The 14,620-nt window shown below is 32.1% G+C and carries 11 protein-coding genes; 3 read left to right on the forward strand and 8 right to left on the reverse strand.

Going from position 1 to position 14,620, the window contains the following annotated elements:
- Positions 1 to 9: 9 nt before the first annotated feature.
- The 5 genes from H7350_RS08860 to H7350_RS08880 form a co-directional block, all read right to left on the reverse strand.
- A complete protein-coding gene (locus tag H7350_RS08860; protein WP_204345550.1) occupies positions 10 to 1,197 on the reverse strand; it encodes a hypothetical protein in 1,188 nt (395 codons plus the stop codon).
- Positions 1,190 to 1,468, reverse strand: a complete 279-nt coding sequence (locus tag H7350_RS08865; protein WP_204345551.1) for a helix-turn-helix domain-containing protein — start codon at positions 1,466 to 1,468, stop codon at positions 1,190 to 1,192. The genes H7350_RS08860 and H7350_RS08865 overlap by 8 nt, the downstream gene beginning before the upstream one ends.
- A gap of 328 nt (positions 1,469 to 1,796) precedes the next feature.
- Positions 1,797 to 3,110, reverse strand: coding sequence for a tyrosine-type recombinase/integrase (locus tag H7350_RS08870; RefSeq protein ID WP_204345552.1), 1,314 nt, complete (start codon positions 3,108 to 3,110; stop codon positions 1,797 to 1,799).
- A gap of 502 nt (positions 3,111 to 3,612) precedes the next feature.
- Entirely contained in the window at positions 3,613 to 4,410 is a 798-nt protein-coding gene (locus H7350_RS08875; protein ID WP_204345553.1) for a hypothetical protein, read from the reverse strand.
- 19 nt (positions 4,411 to 4,429) lie between these two features.
- Positions 4,430 to 4,582 carry an SsrA-binding protein gene (locus tag H7350_RS08880; RefSeq protein WP_204345554.1) on the reverse strand — a complete coding sequence of 51 codons (153 nt, stop codon included), beginning with the start codon at positions 4,580 to 4,582 and terminating at the stop codon, positions 4,430 to 4,432.
- A gap of 612 nt (positions 4,583 to 5,194) precedes the next feature.
- Here H7350_RS08880 and H7350_RS08885 point away from each other — a divergent pair.
- A complete protein-coding gene (locus tag H7350_RS08885; RefSeq protein ID WP_204345555.1) occupies positions 5,195 to 7,213 on the forward strand; it encodes an endonuclease in 2,019 nt (672 codons plus the stop codon).
- A 70-nt stretch (positions 7,214 to 7,283) separates the two neighbouring features.
- Here the strand turns inward: H7350_RS08885 and H7350_RS08890 are convergent, their stop codons facing one another.
- Together H7350_RS08890 and H7350_RS08895 are read right to left on the reverse strand one after the other, a co-directional pair.
- Positions 7,284 to 9,458: a M56 family metallopeptidase gene (locus H7350_RS08890; RefSeq protein ID WP_204345556.1), complete on the reverse strand. Its 2,175-nt coding sequence runs from the start codon at positions 9,456 to 9,458 to the stop codon at positions 7,284 to 7,286.
- A 2-nt stretch (positions 9,459 to 9,460) separates the two neighbouring features.
- On the reverse strand, positions 9,461 to 9,820 hold the full coding sequence (locus H7350_RS08895) for a BlaI/MecI/CopY family transcriptional regulator (protein WP_204345557.1): 360 nt from the start codon (positions 9,818 to 9,820) through the stop codon (positions 9,461 to 9,463).
- Between the two features lie 172 nt (positions 9,821 to 9,992).
- Here H7350_RS08895 and H7350_RS08900 point away from each other — a divergent pair, with 172 nt between their 5' ends.
- Complete coding sequence (locus H7350_RS08900; protein ID WP_204345558.1) at positions 9,993 to 10,940, forward strand: calcium/sodium antiporter; 948 nt, start codon at positions 9,993 to 9,995, stop codon at positions 10,938 to 10,940.
- A gap of 57 nt (positions 10,941 to 10,997) precedes the next feature.
- On the opposite strand, the gene H7350_RS08905 is transcribed toward H7350_RS08900, so the two are convergent.
- Positions 10,998 to 12,017: a glutamine synthetase beta-grasp domain-containing protein gene (locus H7350_RS08905; protein ID WP_204345559.1), complete on the reverse strand. Its 1,020-nt coding sequence runs from the start codon at positions 12,015 to 12,017 to the stop codon at positions 10,998 to 11,000.
- A gap of 184 nt (positions 12,018 to 12,201) precedes the next feature.
- Here H7350_RS08905 and H7350_RS08910 point away from each other — a divergent pair, with 184 nt between their 5' ends.
- Positions 12,202 to 14,388 (forward strand): glutamine synthetase III family protein, encoded by a 2,187-nt coding sequence (locus H7350_RS08910; protein ID WP_204345560.1) that lies wholly within the window; start codon positions 12,202 to 12,204, stop codon positions 14,386 to 14,388.
- Positions 14,389 to 14,620: the final 232 nt, after the last annotated feature.

Genomic DNA, 14,620 nt, shown 5'->3' on the forward strand with positions numbered 1-14,620 from the left:
TTCAAACAGCTAATATTTATTAGTAAATTCTATATTTAATCTTTGGATCTCTGATTTATAAAGATGATAGTATTTTTTTATAGTATTAAGGCTTTGATTTGTTATTGATTGAATGCCTTTTTGAGTAATTTTCCCCATAGTTTCAAAATCCCAATCATAAATTGTCCTTTCAATTATCATTTTTGATTTCTCAATTCTACCCTTATTAATAAGCTTCATCATCTCACTCTTCCTCTGAGAAACACTTAGTTGGTAATCTTTACTATAAACATACCTTCGAGTTTTATTCATAATAGCAGGGATGTTTTTTATTTTCATGACACTTTCAGTTATTTTCCTTATTTTAAAATTATGCAGTGGTGGATGGCATTGTTCCTGATTTACAATCTTTAATAAATTGTATAGTGTCTTAAGATTTACTTTAGGGTTTAGTGCTCTTACTTGATAAGCATATCCGCACAAGCCATTATTTCTATATCCCTCTTGGTAACCTCCAAATGGGATATACGCATCTGCATACTTAATTTTCTGTTTAAAATCATAAATGACCTCCCCATCAAATTCGACATTCTCGATAAGCTCGTCTATATTGTCAAATCTTAGATTATGATATTCAGAGCCCATTACAGTCCCTATAGTATTTTTAGTTTTTTTAATACTGTAATGGTCTTTTTTTGAAATAGCTATAAATGTATCCGAATTATTATTTAAATACAGATAAGGGTCATAGGATAATACATTTACTTGAGTAGTTTTTCTCGCCCCCTTATCGCTATTAATGTTTAATTCACTACTTATATCATTATAGGTATTAGAGAAATTAGCTTTATTCAATCCATCTACTTTTACCAGAACACCTCTCCCATGACCTGATAAGGATAACCAAGATGCAAATATCAAGGGGTTGCCTAATTCAATTTCTACGTTATCATCAATATCTATATAGATATAACCTGAAGCTCTTTTAATTGTATCATTACTCCTGATTTTGTTAAAGGTGAAGTTTAAAGAGTAACAAGGAAGATTCGTTAACTTAAATGAGGTATAACCTTCTGAGTTTGTTTTATATATTTCCCTTGCAGCTAAGATTTTATTTGAATACTCACTACCGTCTTTAACTAAGCTAATAAACTGTTCGGGTGTAATGCTTCCTTGAACAAGGCTTGAAGATTTTATGTTAGTAAAACAATTAAACATTTTTGCCTCCTTTCATGGAATTGAAAATATCTTCCTTACGATAATATACTCTTGTACCAATACTGTATGGAATTAAGACTTTGTTTTTAGCCCAATTATTGAGTGTTACCTTGCTTACTTGTAGCATTTCAGCAACCTGATTTCTTGTTAATATATCAGGGATGTTAGATTCAAATTCTGGTTTTTGGAAATTGGTATTTTTAATTATTATTTCTTCAAACTTTTCAATAAGTTCCCTAATCGAGACTTGCTCAATTTCTACTTTTCTCATATCTAAATGAATTTTTAAGTTTTAGTAAAAAGACCCTTAGGTCATTTCCTGTAAAGAGGGATAGCTATCTGTTTCTTTCATTACAAAGATATAAGTAACACAAACTACACGCAAACGTAATTAGCTGATTTAAAGTTGTTTAAATTGAATTAACTAATCTAAAAAGCTAAAAATTTGATTATGAGATATGTAAGTTTTGAATTAGTTTATTTAACTTTAGATTAGCTGATTTACGACTTTTTTTAACTCAACTTTAACGATTAGAGATGTTAAATTCTCTTAAAATGAAATGTATTTAGCCTCAATTTTACTGTAAAAGACTTTCATTTTAATTAAAAAAAGGATGAGTTGCCGTTTTAATTGCTCTTTGTAGGCTACTCGCTTTAACATAAAGTAAAAATGTTCGCTCATTTTTGTGTCCTGTTGTAAGCATTATGTCTTGAATGGGTACACCTGCTAAATATGCATTAGAACTGTAGCTTCTTCTAGCTGAATGATTTCCTATTAGTTCGTATTTCTTTTTCGATATTTGTTTTTTTATCCCTCCTTCTGTTCTCTCTAAGATTTCATCAGAATCGACTTTTGCTAAACGGGCTACTTCTTTAATAGCATAATTTATGTGCTGCTCAGGCATTTTTTTTGGTGGGTGACCATTTCTTTTATTCAGAATGTTAATTACCATAGTTTTTAGAGGTACAGTTACTGGTTTTTGAGTCTTTTTTATAACAATTTGAATAAACTTTTTTCCTTCTGCTTCAATAATGTTGTTTTTCGCTAAACGATTAAAGTCACTAACTCTCAATCCAGTATTAGCAGATATTAAAAATAAATCTCTAGCAGTATCAAGTTGCTCTGGTGTAAGGTATAGAGATTTGCTTATTTTGATTGGTTTAATATTTTTAAGTTCCACATTGTATATGTTTTCCAATTCATCAGGAGTTAAATAAACGTGGTTGACTTCTTCATAAGGTTTTTTAAAGTACTTTTTTAGATGCTCTCTATTGTCGTGATGTTCAAGTTCTAGACTAGCATTTAAAATAGTTTTTAGATTTTTAATTTGAGTGCCTATATAGTTTGTTGAATAATCCTTTTCATGTAACCATTTTAAAAAATCTCTGTAAAACTTCTGTCCAATTTTCTCAAATGATATTCTATAGTTTTGTTCTTCGTTAAATCTTTTCAATATTTTGCGAGAATTCTTATATGTAGATGCAGTTCCTTTAGCAAGCACCTTTCCAGAAGACATTAAGGGGTTCTTTTGGTAAAAATCGATATACCATTTATAAAATTCTAGTAATTCCAATTTCTCAACTTCATCTTCAACTTGCTTTCTTCCAAGAACTTTGTCACATACATCCTTTAATAAATCATCAGTTAATTCTTTACCTTCCTTGATTACTCTATTTCCATAGAAACTGTTAATAGCTAATTGTAGTTGGTCAAGCTTACCATTTATCTCAACTCTATCGAGCTCTTCTATAACATTTTTGACACGTTCTGTATTGGCATTCCAATTCTTTTTATTTTGAACACGATACTTAGTAGCGTATCTCAATCTCTTTTCCTTGCCATAGTTGTAAACAATAATAATTGAAGCTGCATTTCCTTTAGCGTGACGAAGTTTGAAAGATAATTTTGGCATTACTATTAAATTTATGATACATAGATACAAAAATAAAGTGACACATTTATGGTTTTTTGTGTCATAATTTGTGTCACTTTTAGCTTTATGCTTTATATATGTGAATACCCATTCTATCTACAATTTCAACGCATTGTTAACAATATTCAATGATTTTATAAAGGTTAAGGAATAAAGTTGGATAAAATAAAGATAAATAGAATAAATGTATTTGACATCCTGTCGAGGTCACGAATAAATAGTTTCAAAAGAAAAAACGCCAAGCTTGCTTGAGCGTTTTTTTGTTGAAACTATTTTCAAATCGGAGTTTTAAGGATGCGTAGCAATCCTGAAAGGAGCGATTTGTAGTAAATTCCATCAGTTTTTATTTTTTAATTATTTTCAAAGTTGAGCTTTATCTGAATGAGAAAAGCTAACTTAGCTATAGAGAAATAAAAAACGAACATTAAATAAAGCTTATTTGAATTTAATATTCTGATTTTTTGTTTTATATGCACGATATTTAGAACCTTTCAATTCTTATGTTATAATCTAGTATTTCAAAAGCTGTTATAGAACCTATGCATGGAGATACAATGTTATATTTTTCTTTTTCAACCTTTCTAAAAACCTTTTCAGTCTCTGTTTTTGAATAATTTTTAGATTCTTGTACTATTTTTAGTTTACGTGTATTATAATTTTTTTTAAAATTTGATTCTATCAAATAATAATTAGTAGTTTCTTCATTTAAGAAGTTAACATAATTCACTTTTACTAATTCATATCTTTTGTAGTTTAATTTTAGCCGGTTTCGTTCAAACCTTTTTATCATCAAATTATAACAGGTTTTTGCTTGATTTTCAAAGCTATCGTCAGAATGAGAAATTACTATTCTATCATTATGCTTATCGTATTGACTAAACTCATTATATCTATGAAATATTTTATTTTCATATTTGGAGTTTTCATATTCAGTTTTATTAATTTTTGTTCCATTTATAAAAACATCAATAATTGTATCCACTGATGTTTCGAGAATGCTGACAATCTCAGCGTTCATGTTTTTAGCAATACCATCTATTTTTTCAATTATTATATCTGTGTTAAGTATGTCTCCAGTAGTAGAATCAATTCTAGTTTCACTGTAAACATTAAAATTTGGTAGCTTATCTGCTAAGTCGATAGTTACTTGTCTTTTGGTTTGATAATATGAATTTATAGATAAAATTATTGCCATCATCGAAAGAAAAACTGTTGCCAGAGTCGTAAAATAGATTTCATTCTCTTTTAAAAATGTTTTTGAAAATATTTTTTTTATCATAGTGAATAGAAAATTAAACTTATCCCAAAGCACGCTTTGTAACATAAACTCGCCAGCCAATTATGGCTAATTGAAGTTTTGTGGCTTTGCTAAGGTCTAACTGCTGTTTGGAAAAGCTAGGTAAGAGAAGTTTGTTTAGTTTGGCTAATGCCTTAAAGAAATTCTGTTTCATACACCAAAGGATTGTAGACTATTACCTTAGTGTAAAATTAAGCATTTTTAACGTAAATAACTTTTGTTTAAAAATGAAGTAAAACTTATTCTAGACTAAGTTTTACAATCATGGTTTGGTTTAGCTAATCGAGAAAATGATATCGATTAAAAGTTTTGCAAGTGTCATCATAATGTTTTGGTTTTAGGTTAATATTTAACTCATTTTTTTGATTGAGTTTTCAATATATAATTTTAGAAATCTAGTTTCCAAATACTTGTAGCTAAATCTGTGAAATTGAATATAATATTATAACTAAAAAGATGAAATATGTTTCGATAAATATGTGACCTGCTTCATTGAAGTTTTAATATGTAATAATAAATACTAATTATTATTTCATTTTATAACTATTCAAGGAGGTTTTTGTGGTATTTTTTTTCAAGCAAGGGGCTTTTCATTAAAAAACAACCAAATTTTGGTGATTTCATCTTTTTGAGATTTTGGTTTTTAAAAAAATAGGCTTGTCAGGTAATTCAAAAAAACAAAAGAATTTCTGTTAAAGTTCATGATTTAATAAGCTTATAATTCCGAATAGGACAATGTTATGTTTACATTTGTAAAAAACATAAAATGAAAAGACCGCTACTTTATTTCATGTCCATATGTTTTATGCAACTTAGTTTTGCACAGGTTGTGATCAACGAATTAGATTGTGACACACCTGGAGTTGATAATATGGAATTCCTAGAACTTTTAAGTGATACACCAAATTTTCCACTAGATGGTTATGTCGTCGTTTTTTTTAACGGCTCAGAATCTGGAATGAACTCCAGTTACTTTACAGTAGATTTAGATGGTTATCAAACCGATGTCAATGGCCTATTACTTATTGGTAGTAACTCGGTGAGTCCTGTACCACAATTTCTCATTTCTGAAAATGTAATTCAAAATGGCGCAGATGCCGTTGCTATTTATCAGGCCGATGATACCGACTTCCCTGAAGGAACTGTCGCAACCATAGATAATTTAATCGATGTGTTGCTTTACGATACTACAGATGCCGATGATACCGATATGATTGCTATTTTTAGTCAGGATCCGCGTTTTGCCACAATTCAGCAAATAAACGAAGGCTCGGGTAATAATACCAATTCAATTCAGCGTTTTGTAGATATGGATGATAATGTTACTTATACATCTACTACGCCTACACCTCGACAATTAAATGATGGTAGCGGAATTGTGCTTAACGGAATCAGCATAGGTATTGCTCAATCTCAGTACGATGAAGATGAGAGTTTTGAAATTACCTTTACTTCAGAAACTCCTGTAACTGAAAATTTGAACTTCAATATCTTATTAGATAATTTCGGATTTAATACCTCAGATTTTACTGGAAATACGTCACTAACAATTCCTATAAATCAAACAACAACATCTACTACAATTACTTTGGTAGATGACAGTGATGATGAAGGAGATGAAGTCACCAGAATACGTTTTGAAAGCCTGCCTGCTGCATACCTAGCGCTAAATAACAATTTGCAAATTCGTATAGTGGATAACGATTTTACTATGGCAAATTTTGGAACGCCATTAAATCCTACCTTCGGAAATGTAACCAGTACACAGCCATCAGGCTATTATAATTCATTAGATGGATTGGCAGACGATGATTTGCGTCAGGCTTTACAGGATATTATTGCCAACCCAAATGTAGTAAGAGCTCAAACCTATGCCGATGTTTTAGATATTCTGGTTGAAGCCGATCAAAACCCTTTAAATAGTAATCAGGTCTGGTTGCTTTATACCGAACAAGGTCGTGCAAAATTAGATTTACAAACAGGTTCTAATAACAACGGAAAATGGAATAGAGAACATACTTATCCAAGATCACGTGGCGGATTTTTTGATATTGAAGACGATGAAGTAGCCGATGGGAGAGACGTGTTCTGGACAACAAAAGCCGATTCATTACGTCATGGAAACTCTGATGCGCACGCACTTAGAGCTGCTGACGGACCAGAAAATAGTACACGAAACAATAAACATTACGGAGATCCGGCTTTAGGCGGCTATGATGGTTCTATGGCGTCAATGGAAGACCCGTTGCGACTGGGAGAAAGTTTCCGAGGTGATGTGGCGCGAAGTGTCCTGTATATGGAAATAAGATACAATGGCTTAGCAGTTGTTAATGGGTATCCTGAAAATGGTCCAGGAGAATTAGGAGATTTGGCAACCTTACTGGATTGGCATAGAAATGATCCGCCAGACGATTATGAAATGAATCGTAATAATGTGGTGTACACATGGCAGTTTAATAGAAATCCGTTTATTGATCAACCCGATTTGGTAGAATATATTTGGGGAACCGATGTAGGTAATGCCTGGGATCAAGAATTAAGTATTGCAGAGTTTGATGCAAATGCTATTCAGGTGCATCCTAATCCTACCAATGGAAGTGTGTCTATCAAGGGATTACAAAATGAAGCTGTAGTAGACGTTTTTTCTGTTGAAGGCAAATTGATACAATCGTTTGAGGTGAATTCAGCAAGTTCTGATGTACAACTTCATCTAGCGAAAGGGTTGTATTTGTTTCAAATTACGTCTGAACAACAATCAACAGTTAAAAAAATAATCGTTAATTAAACAATGTGTTCTAAATTAAAAGAGCGTCCTGAAATGTATCAGGACGCTTTTTTTTGGAGTTTGTTGATTATTAATGACCAATTGCTCTAATAAATAATTTATCATTATTAGATTTTCCCATGACGATATTTGGAATCGCTTTTTCTTTCTCTTTCCAGCTTGAACTAGATTTTCTACCTTGATTATCGTCTAATGTAATTTTAATGCTAGTGATTTCACCAGCTTTATTGCGTCTAATTTTGCTGAATTTTGCGTCGATGCCGTGTGTTTTAAGTGCATTTTTTTGACGATCTAAAAACGCATCTGATGCGTCTTTGGTCAATACAAATTCTATTACTTTAATATCTTCATCATCATCGATATACTCAATCTCACTAACTTCTACAGTCCAAGGACTGTTGTCTTCTCTTTCAACCAGAATAGGCTTGTTTTTGCTTGTAAATATTTTAGATTTATCACCAGCTTTAGAGTTTATAACAATTACGCCATTCTGCCCTTTTTCACCATAAGCTTTTACCGCATTATCGTCTTTTAAAACCTCAACGCTCATAATGTAGTTAGAATCAAGTGTTCTTAATTGTTTTTCGGATGCTTCTTTGCCGTTTATGATAATAAGTGGTTGCTTTGCGTCTTTGTTTCTGTACCTGAACTCAACTTCTGAATCACCATCATTATTCATAAAAAGGCTATTAGAGCCTTTTTTAGTCATAACGATGACGCCATTTTTTCCTTTGTCTCCAAAATATTCTAAGGCTGTTTTACCTTTTAATACATCAATAGACTGAATTTCATCAGAATCAATGTCCTCAAACAATGATTTTTTAACCACTTTTCCGTCTACAACGAATAGAGGTTCTTCTGATGCTGTAATAAAGATATTTGAATCACTACTGCTCTTAGTTATCACCTTAGTTTTTGGTGCATTTTTATAAATAACAATCTTGTCTTCCTTTTTATTATTATCAGATTTGATATCTTCTTCCTCGTCGTCCTCTTCAAACACATATACATTAGCTCCTGTGCCTTGAACTTTTGTGCTACCATCTTTGGTTTCGTAGGTAAAAGTGTTTTTGTGTTTTTTTATTGAGCCTACACTAAAAGTTTCACCATCACGTTTAAAGTGAAATGCTTCAATGCCTTTGTCTCCATTAATATTATAATTAGCAGATTGACCATCACCTTTAAAATCAGTTTTAATGCTGGTGATTTGACCATCGCTATTGCGTTTTACATTTTTATATGTAAATGTGATGCCTTCATCAGCAAGTTGTTCCTGAATGGCTTTCAACTCGTCATCAGTAGTATCTTTAGTAATTGTGACTTCTGTAATTCCTTTTTCCGAAGTAGAAGTCTCAGTAGTTTTTGATGTTTCGGAAGGGGATTCGATATAAATTTCCTTGATGCTAAAACTCATCATAAACAAAGCAATAACAGGTAATACTATGATGAACTTTAATTGATGTAGTTTGTTAGATTTTGATTTGTGTAACATAACGATTCGTTTTTTGATTAATGATGTATAAAATTGATTTGTGAAGGCTAATTGATGGTTTTTAACGCTAGCCTTTAATAAAACTGTTTGATAGCTTTTGCCACATTTAGATATGTGTTGCGCTTTTTGATCAGCTATAAATTCTAAATTTTGTTGTAATGCTTTTTTGTAAAGCCAGATAAATGGATTAAACCAAAATAAAACACACGAAAGTTGCACTATTAAAATGTCAATAGAATGCCATTCTCTTATATGTACTTTTTCATGATTAATAATATGAGTTAGTTCTTGTTTTTGAAACTGAGCCGGATTGTAAACAATACGATTAAAGAATGAAAAAGGCGAAACAGGTTCGGTGGTTTCCATAAGTTTATAAGGCGATTCTAAAGTTGTTTTGCTCTTCTTTAATACCTTTCTAAGTGATAGGAATTCCAAAATCAATTTGCCAGAGAAAAATAAAATGCCAGCAAAATAAAGCCATACAGCTAGTTTTAGGTAATTAAAAGGTTCTGCTTCGTCAATTGTAGGTGTGAGAAGTAGATTTTCAGTGTTGTAACTGTATTCGAAATTTGATGTAATAGGTGTGTATTCAATATAATTTGGGATAACTATTGCCGGAATAATAAAGGCAAATAGCAATCCTGAAATAAAGAACCAGCGATTGGCTTGAAAAAAAGTGTCACGCTGTAAAAACAACTGATAGCACAGATAAAAAATAACGATTACAGCTGATGATTTTAACAAATAGTCCATAATTAATTCTTTTTTTCAATTAAAGCAATTATCTCCTTGAGTTCATCAACACTAATTTTTTCTTCTTTAGCAAAAAAAGAAACCACATTTTTATAAGAGTTATTAAAGTAGTTTTCAATAGCTGTATTCATAAACCGCGTTTTATAGGCTTCTTTACTTATAATAGGGTAGTATTGATGTGTTTTTCCATAAGCATTATAACTCACATATCCTTTTTCTTCTAAATGTCTAATTATAGTTGACAATGTATTGTAGTGAGGTTTGTCATCTTTAATTTCGGCAAGTACATCTTTAACAAAAGCTTTTTCAAGCTTCCATAAGATATGCATGACTTCTTCTTCTTTATTGGTGAGTTTTAGCATTGTTTTTTGTGCTTTGAGATTGTCTAAACAAATCTATAACTATTTTTGTAGTTATACAACTATATAATTAGTTATTTAACTAAAAATTAAGTTTTCAGAATTAGAAAGAAGGAGTGCTTTAAATTATTTTACAGTATTCAAATTATAGTATCTTCGCAAAAATTTAATGTTTATGAGTCTAGTCTGGATAATCTTGGGATTAATACTGTTGGTAATAGGAGGTGAGTTTTTGGTTCGATCTTCTGTAGCTTTATCGTTTAAATTAAACATATCTAAAATGGTTATTGGTATGACGGTTGTAAGTTTTGCAACATCTGCTCCAGAATTATTGGTTAGTTTAAATGCTGCCTTAACAGGGTCTCCAGCGATTGCGATAAACAATGTGATTGGTTCTAATATTGCTAATATTGGATTAGTCTTAGGAATTACAGCATTGGTAAGTTCTATTGCTGTAGATAAGTCATTTTATAAGCTCAACTGGCCCGTTATGATGCTGTTTTCAATAGCGTTGTATTATTTTCTATATAATGACAACCAATTAATACCTCTAGAAGGAGCGGTTCTGTTTGGTGCATTAATTATCTTTTTAATTGTGCTTATTAAATCAGCAAAAAAGGATAAAGTAATCGAAGATGTTGATGATAGTCTTGCTGTAGTATCCAATTTCAAAATTGTTTTATGGTTGCTTATTGGAGCTCTTGCATTGTATTTTGGTTCAGAATGGTTAGTGGATGGCGCAAAAGATTTAGCTGCCGCATTAGGTGTCAGTGATGCTGTAATTGCCGCTACAGTTATTGCCATAGGTACAAGTGTTCCTGAGTTGGCAGCTTCGGTAATTGCAGCTGTAAAAAAGGAAAAAGCATTATCTCTCGGAAATTTAATTGGCTCCAATATATTTAATATTGGTTCGGTTTTGGGGCTTACCTCTATAATAAAAACGATTCCTGTAACGGATAGTGCAATTTTAAATCGTGATATCTTTTGGATGTTGGCTTTTGCTGCAGTTTTAATTCCCTTAATAATAATCCCAAAGAAATTTCAGATATCCAGATATAAAGGTTTGCTGTTGGTAGTTGCTTATGGAGCGTTTATTTTTATGGCGTTTAAATCTCAGGCATAAAAAAAACGCCTTCTAAAAATTTAGAAGACGCTTTTATGAACAAAAGTTTTTAATAATCTAGCTAATATCTGCAGATTTCACAGTCTTGATGATGCGACCTGCAATTTTGTATGGGTCACCATTTGAAGCTGGACGACGATCTTCTAACCATCCTTTCCATCCTTTCTCAACCGTAATAATTGGAATACGAATTGATGCGCCTCTATCAGAAACACCATAACTAAAATCGTTAATTGAAGCTGTTTCATGTAAGCCAGTTAAACGTTGGTCGTTAAACTCACCATATACTTCGATGTGTTCTTTTACAACAGGTCTGAAAGCTTCACATATTTTTTCATAAGTTTCTTTGCTGCCACAAGTTCTCAATGTTGTATTAGAGAAATTGGCATGCATTCCAGAACCATTCCAATCCATATCTTTTCCTAATGGTTTTGGGTGGTATTCAATATAATAACCGTATTGTTCTGTTAAACGGTCTAACAAATAACGTGCTACCCAAATTTCATCTCCAGCTTTCTTTGCGCCTTTTGCAAATAATTGGAACTCCCATTGTCCTGAAGCCACTTCCTGATTGATACCTTCAAAATTCAATCCGGCAGCAATACATAAATCAGCATGCTCTTCAACTAAATCTCTTCCGTGTGTATTTTTTCCACCAACAGAGCAGTAATACATACCTTGAGGAGCAGGATATCCACCTATTGGGAAACCTAAAGGTAATTGTGTTTTTGTGTCCATGATAAAATACTCTTGCTCAAAACCGAACCAGAAGTCATTATCTTCATCTTCAATAGTTGCTCTCCCGTTAGATTCGTGAGGTGTGCCATCTGCATTAAGAACTTCAGTCATTACTAAATAGCCATTCTTTCTAGCAGGATCTGGATAAATAGCCACAGGTTTTAATAAGCAGTCTGAAGAACCTCCTTCTGCTTGTCTTGTTGAACTTCCATCAAAAGACCAAATAGGACAATCTTCTAATTTACCACTAAAGTCTTCTTCAACTTTAGTTTTACTTCTCATGTTTTGCGTTGGTTTGTAACCATCTAACCAAATGTATTCTAACTTTGATTTGCTCATGTTGTGTTTAATTTAAAAATTTAAAGAGCAAATATTGCAATTTTTATGGTTTAGTCAAAAAAAAGAGGGGTGTTTTAAGTTAAATGTTATTAACAATTATTTATACCCTAATTTTTTAGGGGTTAAATCGATGAATATTTAATTATTGTTTAAATTTGCATCATAAAAATATTAAATTAACAATATGTCAACTTTAAGATTTCATGCTTTAAAAGAAGTGTTCAACCATAAACCGGTTCGTGTCGAAGAAAATATAAGACGTTCAGAATTGTTTGGGTCAAATGTGTTTAACGAATCTACAATGCGTCAATACCTAACAAAAGAAGCTTATGAAAGTGTTATGGATGCCGTTGGTAAAGGTTCTAAAATTGATAGAATTGTTGCGGATCATATCTCTACAGGAATGAAAGAATGGGCTATCTCTAAAGGTGCAACTCATTATACACATTGGTTTCAGCCTTTAACAGGAGCAACTGCTGAAAAGCATGATGCTTTTTTTGAAACGATAGGAAATGGTTTGGCAATTGAAAAGTTTGGCGGCGGACAACTCGTTCAGCAAGAACCAGACGCGTCAAGTTTTCCTAACGGAGGAATTAGAAATACATTTGAAGCTCGTGGTTATACAGCTTGGGATCCAACATCTCCAGCTTTTATTTTTGGAACCACTTTATGTATTCCAACTGTTTTTGTGGCTTATACTGGAGAAGCTCTCGATTATAAAACACCATTATTACGTGCACTTCAAGCTGTTGATTCAGCGGCAGTAGCCGTTTGTAAATATTTTGATAAAAATGTAAAAAAAGTAAATGCTTCACTTGGTTGGGAGCAGGAATACTTTTTAATAGATAACGGTCTGGCTATGTCACGACCAGATATTGTATTGACAGGACGTACACTTTTAGGCCATTCGCCTGCTAAAGGTCAACAATTAGATGATCATTATTTTGGTACAATACCTAACAGGGCAATGGCTTACATGCGCGATTTAGAAACGGAGTGCATGTTGTTAGGTATTCCAGTAAAAACAAGGCATAATGAAGTAGCGCCTAATCAGTTTGAATTGGCTCCAATTTTTGAAGAAGCTAACCTGGCTGTGGATCATAATTCATTGTTAATGGATGTCATGGATAAAATAGCAGAACGCCATAATTTTAAAGTGCTATTTCATGAAAAACCATTTGCAGGAGTTAATGGGTCTGGAAAACACAATAACTGGAGTTTAAGTACAAATACAGGTGTGAATCTACTGAGTCCGGGAAAAACACCGATGAGCAACCTTCAGTTTTTAACCTTTTTTATTAATACGATTAAAGCGGTTTATGATAATGAAGAATTGTTAAGAGCTGCTATTGCTTCTGCTAGTAATGATCATCGTTTGGGAGCAAATGAAGCACCACCTGCTATAATTTCAGTATTTATTGGTGAACAGTTAACTAAAGTATTAGATGAACTTGAAAACGTCACTAACGGAAAATTATCACCTCAGGAAAAAACAGATTTAAAGTTAAATGTTGTTGGTAAAATTCCTGATGTTCTTCTTGATAATACCGACAGAAATAGAACGTCTCCATTCGCATTTACAGGAAACAAGTTTGAGTTTAGAGCTGTAGGTTCTACTGCAAATTGTGCCAACCCGATGACCATTTTAAATGCTATAGTGGCAAAGCAACTCATCGATTTTAGAAATGAAGTAGAGGCTTTAATTTCTAAAAAGGATATGAAAAAAGACGATGCTATATTTAATGTACTAAGAGAATATATTAAGACATCTAAACCTATCCTTTTTGAAGGAAATGGATATGGTGAAGCTTGGGAAAAAGAGGCTAAAAAACGCGGATTAAGTAATAACAAGACAACGCCAGAAGCTTTGAAAGCCAAAGTATCTAAACAAGCTATCAAAATGTTTGACGATCTAGGAGTCATGAATAAAGTTGAATCTGAAGCGCGTTATGAAATTGAAATGGAAGAATACGTATTAAGAATTCAAATTGAAGGTCGTGTTCTTGGTGATATTGCAAGAAATCATGTTGTGCCTACAGCTGTTCGTTATCAAAATATATTAATTGATAATGTCAAAGGACTTAAAGAAATTTATGGAACATCGTTCAAAAACCTGGCTAAAGAGCAGCTTAATCTCATAGAAGAAATATCAAATCATATAGAAGGTATCAACTCTAATGTGACTAAAATGACAGCAGAACGTAAAAATGCCAATGCTATTGAGAGTCTTGAGAAAAAAGCTAGTGTTTATTGTAATAAAGTTAAGCCGCTTTTTGATGATATCAGATACCACTGTGATAAATTAGAATTACTTGTAGATGACGAACTTTGGCCTCTTACAAAATATAGAGAATTACTATTTACTAAGTAAAACGAGATCTAGAGATTAAAAAGTAAACACTTTAACTAGTATTCTAAGCGCGTAGTCGAGTTTATAATAACAAACATTAAATAATTATAGTTATTTGAGCAACAATTGTTTTTGGCTTATTAAACCCTCAACCTTTGCCAAAGCTAATGACGACAATTGTTTCTTGATTAATAGTCCATTGTATTTATAACCCTAAATTAATGATTGAATGCTTATAACATTCAAGCAAAAC

Source organism: Psychroserpens algicola (assembly GCF_014526325.1).
GTDB lineage: Bacteria > Bacteroidota > Bacteroidia > Flavobacteriales > Flavobacteriaceae > Psychroserpens > Psychroserpens algicola.

Bases quoted from the DNA above. Each gene is read 5' to 3' on its own strand.
- H7350_RS08860 (WP_204345550.1), bottom strand. From the start codon at position 1,197: ATGTTTAATTGTTTTACTAACATAAAATCTTCAAGCCTTGTTCAAGGA.
- H7350_RS08865 (WP_204345551.1), bottom strand. From the start codon at position 1,468: ATGAGAAAAGTAGAAATTGAGCAAGTCTCGATTAGGGAACTTATTGAA.
- H7350_RS08870 (WP_204345552.1), bottom strand. From the start codon at position 3,110: ATGCCAAAATTATCTTTCAAACTTCGTCACGCTAAAGGAAATGCAGCT.
- H7350_RS08875 (WP_204345553.1), bottom strand. From the start codon at position 4,410: ATGATAAAAAAAATATTTTCAAAAACATTTTTAAAAGAGAATGAAATC.
- H7350_RS08880 (WP_204345554.1), bottom strand. From the start codon at position 4,582: ATGAAACAGAATTTCTTTAAGGCATTAGCCAAACTAAACAAACTTCTC.
- H7350_RS08885 (WP_204345555.1), top strand. From the start codon at position 5,195: ATGAAAAGACCGCTACTTTATTTCATGTCCATATGTTTTATGCAACTT.
- H7350_RS08890 (WP_204345556.1), bottom strand. From the start codon at position 9,458: ATGGACTATTTGTTAAAATCATCAGCTGTAATCGTTATTTTTTATCTG.
- H7350_RS08895 (WP_204345557.1), bottom strand. From the start codon at position 9,820: ATGCTAAAACTCACCAATAAAGAAGAAGAAGTCATGCATATCTTATGG.
- H7350_RS08900 (WP_204345558.1), top strand. From the start codon at position 9,993: ATGAGTCTAGTCTGGATAATCTTGGGATTAATACTGTTGGTAATAGGA.
- H7350_RS08905 (WP_204345559.1), bottom strand. From the start codon at position 12,017: ATGAGCAAATCAAAGTTAGAATACATTTGGTTAGATGGTTACAAACCA.
- H7350_RS08910 (WP_204345560.1), top strand. From the start codon at position 12,202: ATGTCAACTTTAAGATTTCATGCTTTAAAAGAAGTGTTCAACCATAAA.